Annotated in this window: 13 protein-coding genes and 1 tRNA gene; 3 read left to right on the forward strand and 11 right to left on the reverse strand. The window is 38.4% G+C overall.

Features of this window, described 5'->3' with window-relative positions; all coding sequences use genetic code 11:
• Positions 1-55 precede the first annotated feature (55 nt).
• Positions 56-1120, reverse strand: coding sequence for an IS110 family RNA-guided transposase (locus B9A18_RS13570; protein ID WP_084289126.1), 1065 nt, complete (start codon positions 1118-1120; stop codon positions 56-58).
• A 589-nt stretch (positions 1121-1709) separates the two neighbouring features.
• Here B9A18_RS13570 and B9A18_RS13575 point away from each other — a divergent pair.
• Together B9A18_RS13575 and B9A18_RS13580 are read left to right on the forward strand one after the other, a co-directional pair.
• On the forward strand, positions 1710-2753 hold the full coding sequence (locus B9A18_RS13575; protein ID WP_084289870.1) for an IS110 family RNA-guided transposase: 1044 nt from the start codon (positions 1710-1712) through the stop codon (positions 2751-2753).
• Positions 2754-3095: 342 nt separating this feature from the next.
• Positions 3096-5300, forward strand: coding sequence for a beta-N-acetylhexosaminidase (locus B9A18_RS13580; RefSeq protein WP_084289871.1), 2205 nt, complete (start codon positions 3096-3098; stop codon positions 5298-5300).
• A gap of 315 nt (positions 5301-5615) precedes the next feature.
• Here B9A18_RS13580 and B9A18_RS13585 read toward each other — a convergent pair whose 3' ends face one another.
• The 10 genes from B9A18_RS13585 to B9A18_RS13630 form a co-directional block, all read right to left on the reverse strand.
• Positions 5616-6395 carry a Fic family protein gene (locus tag B9A18_RS13585; protein ID WP_084289872.1) on the reverse strand — a complete coding sequence of 260 codons (780 nt, stop codon included), beginning with the start codon at positions 6393-6395 and terminating at the stop codon, positions 5616-5618.
• 68 nt (positions 6396-6463) lie between these two features.
• Positions 6464-6543, reverse strand: a tRNA-Leu gene (locus tag B9A18_RS13590).
• Positions 6544-6602: 59 nt separating this feature from the next.
• A complete protein-coding gene (locus B9A18_RS13595) occupies positions 6603-6887 on the reverse strand; it encodes a DUF3817 domain-containing protein (protein ID WP_084289873.1) in 285 nt (94 codons plus the stop codon).
• A gap of 82 nt (positions 6888-6969) precedes the next feature.
• Positions 6970-7506 carry a Fe-S protein assembly co-chaperone HscB gene (hscB, locus tag B9A18_RS13600; protein ID WP_084289874.1) on the reverse strand — a complete coding sequence of 179 codons (537 nt, stop codon included), beginning with the start codon at positions 7504-7506 and terminating at the stop codon, positions 6970-6972.
• A gap of 4 nt (positions 7507-7510) precedes the next feature.
• Positions 7511-8842, reverse strand: a complete 1332-nt coding sequence (gene rseP, locus B9A18_RS13605) for an RIP metalloprotease RseP (protein WP_084289875.1) — start codon at positions 8840-8842, stop codon at positions 7511-7513.
• A 28-nt stretch (positions 8843-8870) separates the two neighbouring features.
• Positions 8871-10031: a 1-deoxy-D-xylulose-5-phosphate reductoisomerase gene (locus B9A18_RS13610; protein WP_084289876.1), complete on the reverse strand. Its 1161-nt coding sequence runs from the start codon at positions 10029-10031 to the stop codon at positions 8871-8873.
• Positions 10032-11561 carry a GH3 auxin-responsive promoter family protein gene (locus B9A18_RS13615; protein WP_084289877.1) on the reverse strand — a complete coding sequence of 510 codons (1530 nt, stop codon included), beginning with the start codon at positions 11559-11561 and terminating at the stop codon, positions 10032-10034. It lies immediately after the preceding gene.
• 9 nt (positions 11562-11570) lie between these two features.
• Complete coding sequence (locus B9A18_RS13620) at positions 11571-12356, reverse strand: hypothetical protein (RefSeq protein WP_084289878.1); 786 nt, start codon at positions 12354-12356, stop codon at positions 11571-11573.
• Positions 12353-13321: a glycosyltransferase family 2 protein gene (locus B9A18_RS13625; protein WP_084289879.1), complete on the reverse strand. Its 969-nt coding sequence runs from the start codon at positions 13319-13321 to the stop codon at positions 12353-12355. The genes B9A18_RS13620 and B9A18_RS13625 overlap by 4 nt, the downstream gene beginning before the upstream one ends.
• A 3-nt stretch (positions 13322-13324) precedes the next feature.
• The gene (locus tag B9A18_RS13630) at positions 13325-14278 is read right to left on the reverse strand and encodes a glycosyltransferase family 2 protein (protein WP_084289880.1); all 954 of its coding nucleotides are present in this window, start codon (positions 14276-14278) and stop codon (positions 13325-13327) included.
• Positions 14279-14365: 87 nt separating this feature from the next.
• Here B9A18_RS13630 and B9A18_RS13635 point away from each other — a divergent pair, with 87 nt between their 5' ends.
• A complete protein-coding gene (locus tag B9A18_RS13635; RefSeq protein WP_084289881.1) occupies positions 14366-16618 on the forward strand; it encodes a DUF6263 family protein in 2253 nt (750 codons plus the stop codon).
• Positions 16619-16626 lie beyond the last annotated feature (8 nt).

Raw genomic sequence — 16626 nt, forward strand, 5'->3', positions numbered from 1 at the left:
AAAAAAGGTACTGTTTTAAAATCCAAATATTTAGACAAAAAAGTATTTTTGTAATCTAAAGAAGTTCAACTACTGAACTATCTTGTGTAGTCTCGATTATCGGATCGGGACTACTTCCTTTATAATTTTCCATAAACTCAGTATCATTTTTCCAAAGGGTATAGATTAGAATTAGTAATTTCCTCTGTATAGCAACTTGGCCTACCATTTTAGAGCTTTTTTTCTGGTTTATTCTCATGTAGATTTCCTTTAATGACTCATTGTATCTGCATGCTACCATTGCAGGAAAATAGAGTGCATTCCTGATATACCTATTTCCTTTCTTAGATATTCTTGTCTTTCCCTTTATTGATGTTCCAGATTCCCTTTGCACAACATCATAGCCTGAATAGCTCACAAGTTGCTTAACGCTACCAAACTGCTTAAAACCCATAGTTTCAGCAAGAATTGTAGCAAGAGTAATAAGGCCGACGCCTCTTATTGTCAACAACTTTCTTACTTTTTCCTTCAGAACCCTGTCGGCTTCTAGAAGTTTCTTGATTTCAATTAGACATTTTGCAATTTCTTTATCTATCTCGACAATCAATTTCTTGTTGCTTTTGATGATGAAATTTTGAATGTCATGTGAGCAATCCTTACTATGCTTAATGTTCCCAAGAGCAGTTTTCTGCTCCTGCAGTTGAACATAATACCGGGTTAGATTCCTAAGCTGCAACAATGCTGCAGGAGGTGGAGCCCATGACTTATGGATTCGCTCTATCCCAAACTGGCTGAGTATTCTCGCATCAACTGCATCTGTCTTTGTCTTGATGTTTAGGCTGGAAAAATAGTGCTTTGAGGTATTGGGTAGCACAACGTGAACCGTTTTCTTGATCTTGTAAAGGTGGTGCGCCAAATGTTCATAGTAAACACCTGTAGCTTCCATCAGGAATACAAGCTCTGTTCCAGCAACAATAATGCTTTTCGCCCACCGTAGCAATTGATTAAAACCCTTGGTGTCGTTACTAAAATCTAAAGACTTTGAGAACGTTAATTTACCGTCCTCTAAACGCTGACATAGACATGCAGTAAATTTAGTTTTTGAGATATCTATCCCAATTGATTGTTTTGTAATAGCCATAATCAAGAATTTAAATCGTATCGACTTAATCCTCCTTCGTCTATCCTTTTGTTTTATTCAGGCTCGTTATAGCGGCCTTAAGTACTGTTCAGACTCCTGAGAATGAAATCGTGTGGATCATCCCTTTTTTACGGTATAGCTGGAAGCTTACCAAGACCGAATTGATCTCACACGAACAGTCAATACATTTTGCATAACAACAATATAATGACCTTTTTAAAATTCTCAGTAAATATAAAAGACCGAATTCCGTTGTCATTCGCACCCCTTTTCTTACTAAATCCCAATCCCTGCTAATGATATCTCCACTGCTTTTATCGGTCCAGCATCTTGAATTCCGCTCATATCTTTGAATACCAGTAACTTTAAAGAAGACAACAGAGCTAAAGCAGTAACCTGAAATTCCGCTGTGCACGTTAATTTTAACGATGCTGTGATCAAGGAAAGTCTGCTTTAGTTTCTTCTGATGAGCCGGAATAGTACTTAGGGATATTTGCATGAGTCAGGTAATCCTGTATAAAACAATGAGACATGGCGTTGCAGAAGAAGCTGTTTTTTCGAATAGGATTAACAACAAAATGAAATTGACATGATGAAGTATTCGTTAGGTTTGGATGTGTCGAACAAAGACATCCATTGTTGCATTTCGGCGATAGATATCTACCAGAATGTTACCGTTAAAGCAAGCCGTAAAATTTTGAACACACAGAAGGGGTTCAGAGATTTGGATGATTGGATTAAGCGGAACCATAAACAAACAACTATTCCATTTGTCATCTGCATGGAAGCTACCGGTGTTTATTACGAAAACTGTGCTATGTATTTGCATAAGGCTGGATACAATGTGTCTGTGATCCTGCCTAATAAGGCAAAAAAGTATCTCCAGGCATCTGGACAGAAGTCGAAAAATGATAAAATTGATGCAAAAGGTCTTGCGCAAATGGGAGCTGAGAAATCATTAAGACTGTGGGAACCGATGGGTGAATACTTCTACCAGCTGAGAGAACTTACCAGGCATGACCAAAGCTTGCAGGAGATGAAGACAGTAATCTCCAATCGCCTTCATGCAACCGAAAGGGGTATGTACGTTAACCAGGATGTGGTAAAACAACTAAGGAGCCAACTAAGATTATTGGAAAAGCAACTAGAGGCTTCCGGAAAACTGATAGATATGCATATTACAGCCAATGATGAAGTCTGCGTAAAAGTTACAAAAATTTGTACAATAAAAGGACTCGGAATCAAGACCGTAGCTACTCTAACCGCAGAAACTAATGGATTTCTGTTATTTGATAATGCTAGGCAATTGGCTAGTTTCGCTGGCTATGATACAGTAGAAAACCAGTCTGGGAGACAGATAGGCAAGACACGTATTTCCAAGAAAGGGAATAGTCATATCCGTAGGATATTGCATATGCCAGCTCTCAGTGTGGTCAGGCACAATGTTCAGCCTTTCATGGGGCTATACGACCGAACGTTAGCCAAGCATGGCATTAAAATGAAAAGTTATGTGGCTGTGCAGAAAAAACTGCTGACAATCGTCTTCGCGCTTTGGAAAAGGAATGAAGCTTTTGACGAAACATACATAAAGAAATATACAGAAGAAAAGGAGTCGGCCCTGCAGCTTGGCTAAACGACCTTCGCCATTAGTGATAATAAAATAGTGCCAACCTATTGTCGGCACTACACAAGGTAGGCATACCGAATGAAGGATCATCGTATGCCTCCTCTCAAGTAGAACAAAATTAAAAAAAATATCAAAAATTACTTGTATTTATACATAGTACCTTGATCCCACGATTATAGATTAGGAAAACAAAGAAAGAAGTAAGAATAAAACAATTAGAAGCGAAATAAAACTGAGCCTCCGGATTAAAGATAAAGCGCAAACGTTTGTGCCTTATTTTAATATAAAGGTGGGCGAGATAATAAGTAAATTGCTTTCTAACCACAACCTAAACCAAATTAGTTTCTTATGAAGAGAATTTCATTGGCTATTCTTCTAATATGCCTTTCTAAACTATCAATCGCTCAAAATAATATCATTCCACTCCCTGAAAACTACCAATCAAACGGTCAGTTATTCAAAATAAACAAAGAAACCAAAATTTATTACCAAAATGGATTAAAAGAGCAGGCAATACTTTTAGCATCTGCGTTAAGTCCGGCAACCGGCTTCGACTTTGAATTGAAGGAAGTTAAAACCTTACCATCAAATGGGATAGTTTTAATGATCTCAAAAAAAGAAAACAACAGCAAGGAAGCCTATAAATTATCAGTTAATAACCAGCAGGTTAAAATTGCCGGAAACAGTAGTGCAGGTACATTCTATGGCATTCAAACTTTATTGCAAATGTTGCCTGCCGAAATTTATAATAAAGAACGCCAAAAGAACAAAGCTTGGGTAATCAATGGTGCAGTAATTAATGATGCACCATCATACCCATGGCGTGGTATGATGCTTGATGTTTCACGCTATTTTTTTAGTAAAGAATATGTGTTAAAGTTTATCGACTTAATGGCCATGTATAAGATGAATGTCTTGCATTTCCATTTGATTGATGATGCGGGTTGGCGATTGGAAATTATCAAATACCCCAAATTAACTGCTATAGGCGGATGGCGTGGACTTGGTTCGGAAAAAACAGGTGGTTACTACACTCAAAAAGACATTAAAGAGATTATAACTTATGCGGCTAAACGAAATGTAGAAGTGGTACCCGAAATTGAGCTACCCGCCCATACTCTGGCCGCAATTGTAGCCTATCCATACTTGGGCTGTACAAACCAACAGTTCGTTATGCCAACACAACATTCTATTAGCAAAGAAATTTATTGCGTAGGTAAAGAGCGTACATTTGATTTTCTTGAAGACGTATTTAAGGAAACTACTGCACTTTTCCCTTCAAAATACATTCATATAGGGGGTGATGAGGCCAATTACAGCAGATGGAAAGAATGTGCTGATTGCCAAAAGAAAAAAGCGGAATTGGGATTAAAAAATGAATCAGAATTGCAAATATATTTCAATAACAGAGTACAATCTATTCTTAAAAAATATGGAAAAACTTTAGTGGGCTGGGATGAGGCGATTGAAGATGGCTTAAAAGAAAAAATGGTTGGCATGATCTGGAATAACAAGAAGAAAATTTCCAAAGCTGTTGAGCAAGGCCATAGCATTGTACAATCGTTAACCGCTTATTGTTATTTTGATATGTTTGAAAAAAATATCCCTGGAGAGGTACAAACAGCTACATGGGTGGGCCCAGTTTCTTTAGAGCGGGTGTATTCCTTCAACCCGATGTTAAGTGATTTAGATGAAAAGTACAGAAGCCAAATATTGGGCGCTTCAGGCACCTTGTGGGCCGACCAGTTTATACATGGCAACAAACTTGCAGAAATGACTCCATTGAATGAAAACCGCTCCGAACAATATTTTGATTATTTGGCCTTACCACGCCTAAGTGCATTAGCAGAAGTTTGTTGGACACCTGTAAAATTGAAAGACTGGACAGCATTTGAAAATAGAATGAGCACACATTACCAACGCTATCAAAACGCAGGCTATGGTTTTAGGCTGCCACAGCCAAAGTTGGTAAGCAACACCAATGTTGATAGCACCAATACCATCACTTTACAAAATGTAGTAAAGGGTGCTGAGATCCGATATACTACCGACGGATCATTTCCAACACCTTACTCAGCACTATATACGCAACCTATCAAAGTTACAAACCCTAGCAATTTCTGGGCGATAACAGTATTAAACAGGCAGCAATATTCGCTACCTTTCTATTTTCCAAACAAATATGATCGTTTCAAAAAACTTGGCGTGTTAGCTACAGAATGGAGTCCATCTAACATTAAGGGAAAGGATTTTACAATTTTAGAGATTAATGCAACTGGCATAGTAAATGCCAACGGCAATTTTATTCTGACGTTTCAGTATACTGGTGGCGAAAGCAGATTGGATATAAACACTATTGCCATATACAAAAACGGCAATAAATTGGCAGAAGAAACGCTTGACGGTTATGCAGGAACCAGCACGAAAAATAATAGCTATACTTTTAATATTAATAATTATGAAACTGGTGCAGCATTTACCATTAAAGCCAATGTAAGCGGACAGGTGAACAATGACTCTAAGGGGGCTATTTTCATAAGAAAGGCAGATTAAACAAAAGAGACGGTCTATAATATATGCCCCAAAAAGTTAGACACTATTTGGGGCATTTTTGAATACTTGAGACAGCCTCTTTGTTTACAAATTCATCGAGCATAAATGGCAGGATGATTTTTTTCATCCAATAAAGATCTTACAAATGAGCATTCACTTTGAGCGAAGATCTTGCTTTTATTTGATGAATATCTTGTTTTTTTAGCCCGAAGTACTTACTATTATTACATCAAGCGAAGTAAAATTAAATTTGGTGATCGATTGAAAGTGTAACCCTTCCTATAAATCGAACTATATAAAAACGAAAATTCGACGTTAATCCAAAACTTTTGGTAGCATCAACAAAAATGGTAATGCCTGATTATAATCCAATTCGATATATTCCAATCCAAGTCTACGGATATTGGTATAATATAAATTATGCTGGTTATAGTAATATTTCTCACTAGGCAAGTACCAAGCCTTTTCTCCCAGTTTCTCCGCTATAAACCATTTTTCGATAAGCCTTGCACTTCGACCATTACCGTCATTCCAGGGATGGATTTTCACAAAGACCAAATGAATCATTGCAGCATAATAAAATACTTCCTCAATGGACAATGGGGTATTCACCAATTGATCAAGGTCATTATAAAACTTCGTCATTTCTTCCTTTACTTGCCCAGGTAAAGCGGCTACATATTCGATTCTTCCATCCGGTGTAGAAACATACATATTATGTTTACGAAAATTCCCCTGAGATTGTTTATCCAGAATATGTTTACTTAGAAGCATGTGTGCTCCTGCTATATTTGATTCATTTAAGCTATTCTCCTGAGCAAAAATATAGGCATCATATAAATCATCAATCTTACGGGTATAATCAATCTGGAAAGGGATACCATCTCTTTTATGTTTAATGAAAGAGTCCAGTTCTATCATTTCTCCCTCAATCTTACTTGAAAACACAGAGGATACGGAAGTATAAAAGCTAAAGCTACTTGTAGATAATTCTGCGTCATGCAAATCATCAAATGCCTGCTGCAGGCCAGAAGGTATTTGTTCAAGATAACTTTTCAACAAATCATTCTGAATAATAACCAAATCTTCCAACATAATCTACATTAGTTAACAGACATAAAAATATAAAAAAAAGCCTTAGATTTCTCTAAGGCTTTCCAATGTACCCAGCGCCGGAGTCGAACCGGCACGGTTTCCCACAGGTGTTTGAGACCAGCGCGTCTACCAATTCCGCCAGCTGGGCATTTGCTTCTTCAGCGGGTTGCAAATGTATAAATAGATTTAACATTTGCCAAATTTATTTTAATTTTCTTCTTTTAGTCTTTTATCAACGTAAAAAGGGGCAAAAGGAAGCAATGAAGCCACTCCGATCAAAGCAGATTTTTTAAAACTCCACTTGTATTCTACCCATGCCATAATCAAAAGCACAAGATAAAGCATAAACAACAAACCATGCGCCCATCCTGTATACTTAACAGCCAAAGGCATCTCAGCCCAATACTTTAATGGCATAGCAATAAATATGAGCAAAACGTAAGAAATTCCTTCAGCTACGGCTACTTTTCTAAAAATTGATAATGTATTCATACAATTGATTTGAGGCCGAAATTACCTCAAATAAACAGTGTAAAAAAGCTTGTAAATGCTTTTTTACACTGTCGTAACAACGCTAACGACCAGCAGTTGCTTTATTTATACTTTCACGGATGCGTAATAAGTACTTATTACGGTAATATAAATCTTTTATGGCTACTAATGATTGCGATTGAGTGGCCTCATCCTGTTCATCAAAAGCAGTAGTTAATTTTAAAATATCATCGGCTATCCCCTGCTCAATCACATCAACCTCAGCCTTAAGCGAAGCTAAGCGCACCGGATCAGGATCAAACTGTAAATCCATCAAAGCTTCGTTCACATCCATCATATCCATTAAGAAGCTTTGTGGGAGCATATAATTCTCTCCTTCGGTAAGCTGTCCCTTTAGTTCTAAAATGTAATGTAAGCGCTTCTGAGGATCACTCAACACCTGATAAGCCTTATTGTTAATGGTACTCAGTTCAAGCACCTCAGCCTGCTTCTCTTCACTTTCGTTGATATAGAAATCAGGATGATACTGCTTACTAAGTGCATAAAACTGTTGTTTTATAGCTGCCTTATCCGGGTTAAAACTCACCGGCAGACTATAAAAGCTAAAATAATCCGTCATCGCTTTACTTAAAGAAAGCCTTAAAAATATCGTTCCCGAGCACAAAGACCATCAACGATAACAGGATCACAAAACCGGCAATCTGTGCACGCTCCATAAATTTATCACCAAGTGGTTTTCCTTTAACCATTTCAACAAGCAAGAACACTACGTGTCCGCCGTCTAATGCAGGAATAGGTAATAAGTTCATAAATGCTAATGCGATTGATATAAAGCCTGTAGAAGCCCAGAATCTAGCCCAGATCCACTCTCCACCATAAACCTTACGTGCAATCTCTACAGGACCTGAAAACGCTTTATTTGCTTGAATTTTACCAGTCAATACCTTCCAGATACCTTTTGCATTATCGCTAAAGGTTTTCCATGCCTGATTTGCGCCAATTGGCAAAGCTGCTATCAAACCGTATTTAATGGTTTCTTCTTTAATTTCATTGATGTTAAAACCAATACCAATAGTACCTGCAGTATCAACAGGAACAGTATAAGTTAAATGCTGTGCACCTCTGTTCACATCAAAAGTTACCGACTTCCCTTTAAACTTAGGAATCAGCTCTCTCACATCAGCATCGTATTTTACAGGAACTGAATTGATCGCAGTAATTCTATCACCTTTTTGCAGACCAGCCTTAAATGCTGCTTTACCTGCTATAATACTATCAACAGTTGAAGTTAAAAGCGGTGCACGGCTAATAAATGCTTCGATTCCTAAATCAGAAACTTTATTTAAGATATTATCAGGAACTTTAATATCCATGGTTTTATCACCACGAACGATAGTTAAACTGGTGTTACCCAATAAAACTTTTGAGCTCATCAGCTCTTCAAAACGGATTACTTTATTGCCATTTACCGCAATAACCCTATCTCCTTTTTGTAAGCCGATTTCTTTACCTATGCTACCAGGGTTGATTCCGTTTTGTACAGAACTGTTAGCAATATAAGTCTCACCATATTTAAAAGTAAGCATCCAGAAAATGAAGATACCTACAATGATATTCACCACTACACCACCTAACATTACAATCAGACGCTGCCAAGCTGGTTTTGATCTGAATTCCCATGGCTGTGCCGGTTGATTCATTTGCTCGGTATCCATAGATTCATCTATCATCCCAGCAATTTTAACATAACCACCCAATGGCAACCATCCTATACCATATTCGCAATCACCTTTTTTGAAGCTAAATAATTTAAAACCCCAGGCGTCAAAAAACAGGTAAAACTTCTCTACTTTAATTCCGAAGGCACGCGCCGCCAAAAAATGTCCTAACTCATGTAAAATTACCAGTATCGACAATCCCAGCAATAACTGGGCAGCCATAATCAATCCACTCATATTTTTATTTTAATGTTCTACTTTGATCTTAAAAATTCTTTTTTGTTACCAGTTGACTCGCAAATATACGTGTATGGCTGTCTGTTTCTAAATAATTATTCAGGCTCGGCTTCTCTACAAACTCGATTCCCTCCATACAAGCTTCAATAACGTCGCTCATTTCTATAAAACCGATCTTATCCTGCAAAAAGGCTTCTACCACCACCTCGTTTGCAGCATTAATGATACAAGCCATATTCCCGCCCTTACGCAAGGCAGTATAAGCCAAATCAAGATTTCTAAAGGTTTTTAAATCGGGTTTAAAGAAGTTCAGTTCCGGATAATCCACGAAATTGAAACGCTTAAAGTCGCTACTTATTCTGTCAGGATAGGCTAAAGCGTAATGAATAGGCAAATTCATATCGGGCACCCCCATTTGAGCCTTCATCGATCCATCATGAAATTGTACCAATGAATGGATGATAGATTGTGGATGTACAATCACATCAATCTGATCAGCCTCCAGGTCGAACAACCACTTGGCTTCAATTACCTCAAGCCCTTTATTCATCAATGAAGCGGAGTCAATAGTAATCTTTGCCCCCATTACCCAGTTTGGATGTTTTAAAGCCTCTGCTTTTGTAACTCCTTTAAGGAAAGAAATGTCTTTTCCTCTAAATGGTCCGCCGGATGCAGTAAGGTATATTTTCTCAATGGAATGACCAGCTTCGCCAACCAGACACTGAAAAATAGCAGAGTGTTCCGAATCAACAGGAATAATCTTTACGCCATTTTCTTTTGCAAGCTCAGTAATCAGGTCACCGGCAACTACCAGGGTTTCTTTATTCGCTAAAGCGATGTCTTTTTTTGCTTTTATAGCAGCGATTGTTGGGCGCAAACCTACTGAACCAACGATTGCAGTAAGTACCAGATCAACACCTTCTAAAACCGCAGCCTCGCATAAAGCTGCTTCACCGGCCAAAACCTTAATATCTGTTCCAGCTAGAGCGTCTTTTACAGTTTGGTATTTACTTTCATCGGTTACCACCACCATTGAGGGCTTGAATTTCAAAGCCTGCTCAATCAATAAATTGGCATTGGCATGTGCCGTAAGCGCAAGTATCCTGTACAAATCAGGATTCGCCGCTATAACATTTAATGCCTGGGTACCTACAGAACCTGTAGAACCTAATATGGATATGTTTTTCAATTAAATTCTCCCTTGTTGTTCGTCATCATGACGAGTTATAAAACCACTTAAATCATCCGCAATCTTCCTGTCGTTGGATAAGCGTGGAACTTTATTCTGTCCCCCAAGCTTCCCTTGTGTCCTCATATAGTTCACAAACGCATCCTTTTCTAGTGAACGAATGATCAAAGGTTGTAATATTTTACCCTCAATAAGGTCAAAATAGTAAATATTCTTCTTTTGTAAAGCCTCGTCTACCTTTTTACTAAAAGCAACTTTATCTAAAGGAGGTTTAGAGAACTCTATAAACCACTCATGATAAGGCAACTCGCCCGCCGCAGTGCTCACTTGCGGAGCCACAGTAAATTCGGTAATTCCTACGCCCTCTTCATTGGCTACAGAAAGCAATGCATGCTCTACCTCTTCGCCAATCACATGCTCACCAAAGGCGGATATAAAATGCTTAATCCTGCCGGTAACCATAATTTTGTATGGATCTTTAGATACAAATTTAATGGTATCACCGATCACGTATCCCCACAAACCTGCGTTGGTATTTAAAATCAATGCATAATTGGTATCCAGCTCTACCTGATCTAAACTTAATCGCGTAGGGTTGTCGTTGTAAAATTCATCCGTAGGAATAAACTCATAGAACATTCCGGCATTTGCCAGAAGCAACAGGCTTTTGTCGGCCTGACTATCCTGATAAGCGATAAAACCTTCGGAGGCGGGATAGGTCTCTATGGAATCTATCTTTTTGCCAATACTGGCTTCAATTTTTGAACGGTAAGGTTCGTAATTTACCCCACCGTAAACAAATAGTTCAAAATTTGGGAAGATATCCTTAATCTTTTTGCCACCTGTTTTTTCCGACAAGCGGTCGAAATACATCTGTACCCATGGTGGTATCCCCGAAATCAGGGTCATATCTTCATTGATGGTTTCCTTCACAATGGCATCTACCTTCTCTTCCCAATCCTCAATACAATTTGTTTGATAGGAAGGTAAGCGGTTCTTCTGCAAATAAGCGGGTACCAAGTTGGCTACGATACCGGATAAACGACCAACGTTTATTCCATTCTTCTTGCTCATCACCGGACTGCCCTGCAAAAAGATCATTTTGCCATCAATAAATTTCACCTTCCCGGTTTCATGAACATAGGTAAGTAAGGCATTGCGGGCTGCTTTAATATGCTCGGGCATGGATTCGGCCGAGATAGGAATATATTTCACACCCGAAGTAGTGCCTGATGTTTTAGCAAAATACTTAGGCTTTCCTTTCCACATCACGTCCTTTTCGCCGGCAACTACCCGATCAATATATGGCCGTAACTCTTCATAGTCCCGTATTGGAACCAGCTTTTTAAATCCTTCGTAAGTTTTTATCGATGCGAAGTGATGGTCTTTACCGAAAGCAGTATCCTTGGCGGCAGCAACCAGCTGTTTAAGCGTATCGTGCTGAGCCTTCACCGCATTTTTTTTCCATTTGTTGATACCTTTTACTACAAAGGCAGCAAATGGCTTACTTAATGCCGCTTTTAATCCCATAAAAACTGATTAAACAATATTATGAATAATATCAGGCTCGCCCTCTCCTTTGTATTCACTTATCATTTTTCTGTAAGCGATGGTTAAAGCCACACTTGATAGTGGTACTATGATGAAAGAGCTCAGAACATTGATGAAGAAGGCAATCACAGGCCATTGAAGGTAACTAACAAACAAGTAGAGCAAATGAAAACCGCCCAATACCAACAGGAGTAATAAGATTTTGGTAAAATTACCCTTTGTGGTAGCCAGACTAAATTTGATAGACAAAAATGGAGGCAGGTTCTTATCAATAATAAAGAAGGGGAAAAATGATATTCTTATCCAGGTAATAAATATAGCAATGATACCTACCGAAATAGCAATATTGGTAATAATATCCATATTGATTCCCGTATAAATAAAGGGAAATGCGATTAAGATCACCAGTGAATAAACACCAATGATGCAAAGCATAAAATACAGCATCGCTACAAGGAATCTGATGATCTGTTTCCTGGTCGGAATTGTGCTCACAATACTCACATTTAAATCATCATCCAACAGATGGAAGATGTATTTAAAGAGCGACAGGTTGATGGTAAAGTAGAACATGATGAAAAAGAACGCCATCAGCGCACTTAGTCCCATATTAACGTCCTTCAAAAAAAACGCCATTAGCCCTGATGCATTGGAGGTAATGAACATTAAAAAGCAAAGTGTGGCGATGGAAAAGTAATTTTTCTTGGTTACGGCCCAGGCCTTACCTATCGTCTCATTTACAGTAAACGTGCTTTCCTTTAAAAACTCTATCATTGTTGTTTTAATACTATTCTTTTAAAAAAATCCTGCATAAAACCTAAGCCGTAGGCTGTCAGTTGAATAAACGCAGCAATAATACTCAAAAATGCAACCTTTAACGATTTATTAACCTGCCATGAATGAAAAAATATCAACATTAGGTATAACAACAACATAAAGTTACACAAATACGCTAAAGGACTGTAAAATATGTTCATCAACAGCGTAAATATCACTCCACACGTAAAAATGGCAGGAAAGAAATGAACCAGCTTTAGTTCTGAAGGGAAAAACTTATAAATATTTATCCTTGCCCTGCCAAAAAAATGGAGCTGCTTGTAAAACTGTGCAAAACTTGTACGCCTTTTATGGTAAACTTTAGCGCCCGGAATCAATCCAATCTTAAATCCGTTTTCATGGATACGGATACTATACTCAATATCTTCGCCTAGTCTGGTTAAAATAAAGCCACCAACCTTTTCCCATACCTCTCGCGATACGCCCATGTTAAAACTACGGGGATGGAACTGGCCCATGTGTTTTTTATTACCACGAATACCTCCGGTAGTAAAGGGAGAAGTCATGGCATAGCTGATTGCCTTTTGAATCGGTGTAAAGCTTTCATGCGCAGCATCTGGTCCGCCATAGGCGTCGAGTTTATGCTCAAACAGATAATCCTTTACGGTTTCCAGATAATCTTCAGGAATCAGGCAATCTGAATCAAAGATCACAAAGTAATCGCCTTTAGCCCGTTCGAAACCATAGTTACGGGCAAAGCCCTGTCCTTCATTGGGCTTGAAAAAATATTTTACATCAAGCTTATTGGCATACTTATCAACGATAGCTTTGGCATCATTTACAGATCCGTCTTCTATGACTAAAACCTCAAACTGTAAATAAGTTTGAAGCGTTAGCGTATTCAACAACTCGTCTATTTCTAGCGGACGGTTGTAAAGCGGGATGATTATAGAAAAAAACATGTTTTATATGATCTCTTTTTCAATCAGGTAATGATTGCGCTCAGTAGCATTTCTGGTTACCAATTCGGCCACAAAGCCCGTCAGGAACAATTGCGAACCTAGTATAATGGCTACAAGTGCGATATAAAATAAGGGCTGGTCTGTTACATCTCTCTTATATGAGAGATTCATCCCGATATGGTAAAGCTTAACGCCAATCAGCCATATCGCCATAAAAGTTCCTATCAGGAAGCTTAAAACACCCAGCGAACCGAAAAAATGCATCGGTCTTTTGCCAAACTTGCCTACAAAAAAGATAGACAGTAAATCAAGGAAACCATTGATGAAACGACTTAGACCAAATTTAGTAACGCCGTACTTTCTTGCACGGTGCTCTACTACCTGCTCCCCTATCTTTTTGAACCCTGCCCATTTGGCAATTACTGGTATGTATCTGTGCATCTCACCATAAACCTCAATGGTTTTAACCACATCTTTACGGTAAGCTTTTAAGCCACAATTGAAATCGTTTAACTGAATACCCGACATACGACGTGTAGCCGCATTAAACAATTTAGTAGGTATGGTTTTGGTAATTGGATCGTAACGTTTCTTCTTCCAACCTGAAATGATGTCGAGCTTCTCTTCAGTGATTCTGCGGAACAGTTCAGGTATTTCATCCGGACTATCCTGCAAATCGGCATCCATAGTAATGATTACATCTCCTTCAGCCGCAGCAAAAGCTACATTTAAAGCCGCCGACTTACCATAATTCCTTCTGAATTTGATGGCTTTCAGGGCATCGAACTCCATTTTCAACTCTTCTATAACAGCCCATGATGAATCTGTACTTCCATCATCAACGAAAAGGATTTCATAAGAAAAGTTATTTTCCCGCATTACCTTGGCTATCCAGGCGGTTAATTCAGGAAGAGACTCGTCTTCATTATATAATGGGATTACGACAGAAATATCCATGTGTGCTTATAAACGCTAAAAAACAAATGCAAACTTATGTAAATTCTAACAATTTTCCCTTTATATTTAATCCATTAACAATAGCTCATGAAGAAAATAACGCTACTTACCTTAGGCTTAACAGCTGCAGTAACTACTTATGCACAGCAATTAAATGTGCCTAAAAACAAGCAATTTGAATATATTACTAAAAACACCCATTTTGGCACTTATAAGGGTGAAGAGCAAACTACCTATGCTTTCAAATCCCTGGGTAAAAATGCCTCCGGTAATAACGTACTCGAGTGCAGACTTGTAAAGAGCATCATAAAAGAAGATATAGGAAAATCCCGATTAAATACAGATTCAATTCACAATACCAATTTAAACAATACCAGCCTTCTCTTTCCTTTGGCCATGTTAAACAAGCCTTTTTCGGTAGTAGTAAGTCCAAAAGGAGAAGTACTTTCTGTTGATGGCATCGAGCCTGCACTAAAAGCAGCTATAGCCCAATGGAATCTGCAGCCTGCAATAGAAAAACAGTTGATTGACAATGCCAATGGATTCCGTTACACCATGCAAGGCCTTTTCTTCCTGTTTCCGGAAAAAAGTTTAGCGATATCCCCAGAGTGGGAAAACAAAGATTCTGGTTTAAAATTTAAGGTGGGTAGTAAAAAAAACAATTCCCTTATCGTCAATTCATCTAAAAAAGACACCAGCGGAAATAGTGTTCAAGATAAATCTGCCATTGATCTTGTTACAGGTTTAAAACAAACCTCTCAAACAGAAATAAAATTTGGCAAAATGCAAGGTGGAGTAAATGGGTCTCAAAAAATAAGTAACAGCATTACAAAAACTAAAATAGATACAAGCTGGATCAATATGCGCGTAAAATTCAGCCATTGGAGTACCACAATCAAAAACGAACTGGGTTACGATTCTGTAAAAATAGCTGCTGCTTTTAGAGCGAATGACCAGAAGTTTAGTAAAGACCAATACTATATGGTCAATAAATTGAGCCTGATACAGCAAATGCGCAGTGAGACTTCTTATAAAATATATGACAGTCTACTCCTGCTTACCCCAAACAAATACCTGGAAGGCACGCATCATCTTTTCAATAAACTAGGCAGCGCATTGGACAAAGAAGGAGCTGCATCTGCCTACGATGTTAGTAAATATACTTACAAAACAGAGTCGTTTAACAACTGGGTACAGAATTCCCTGGCACAATATTTCCTCCCCTATGATGATACAGCTAACCCATTAATGGCCAAAAGCTACGAACTCCTGGAGCTGTTCATGAATGACAAGGATCCGCTTTACCGGGAAAAAATAAAGCCCCTGTACCTATGGGCAATGACAGAAAAGCAACCACAAAATACTGCGCTTGTAATAAAAAATGCAGCGGAATATACTAAAATGAGCGACGCTCAAATGCATAATGGAAATGCAGGCAGGTATGCTTTGTTAATGTATAATACCCTTCTGAAAGCCAAAGCACAGACCGAAGCCGATTCCCTACTTAACTATACCATCAAAAAGCTTGAAAAATATGCTGCCGATGGTTCAAATCCAAACCGTAAAGCAGAGCAGAACATACTTGCCCATGCCTGGTATTTAAAATATCAGACCGCCTTAGCTACAGATTCAACAAAGGCGCTGAAATATCTAGCAAAAGCATCAGCGTATTCTCCAAAAGGAGAAACAGAAAGAGCCCATATTAGTTTCTACGACCGCGTTTTCCTTAAATCGAAAGAAAGCTACCGTGATGAATACATGAATGTATTATTGAAAGGTGGTAATACGACAGAGGCCATGCAGCTTTTTGCCGTACAAATTACTGCGAACCCTGAGAGCCTGGCCGAAATGCAGAAACTATACAAAACACGTTTCCCGAATAATGATTTTAAGTCCTTTATGGTTAACAACGTTATCAACAGCTGGAAAACGGCACCAGATTTTAAGCTAAAGAATATAGACGGAAAAGAACAATCGCTAAGCGACTTTAAGGACAAATGGCTGGTATTGGATTTTTGGGGTACCTGGTGCGGCCCATGTAAAGAAGAACTACCAAGTGTAAATAAATTCTATTTAGAACTGGAGGAAGGAAAGCATGGTAATACAAAGTTCCTGAGCATCGCCTGCCGCGATGAAGAAAACCGCGTTAAAACCTTCATTAATACAAACAAATATTCCATTCCGGTGGTCATGTCTGACAATAAAGTAGAAGGCGATTATAAAATTACCGGCTACCCTTCAAAGATCCTTGTTTCGCCAGAAGGCAAAATGCTTAACATCGATTTTGGAAAAGATTGGAAAAAGGTATTAAAGGAATTAAACAGCATCTATGCTTTATAGTTAAAAAA

The sequence above is a fragment of the Pedobacter nyackensis genome, from assembly GCF_900176505.1.
Classification (GTDB): Bacteria; Bacteroidota; Bacteroidia; order Sphingobacteriales; family Sphingobacteriaceae; genus Pedobacter; species Pedobacter nyackensis.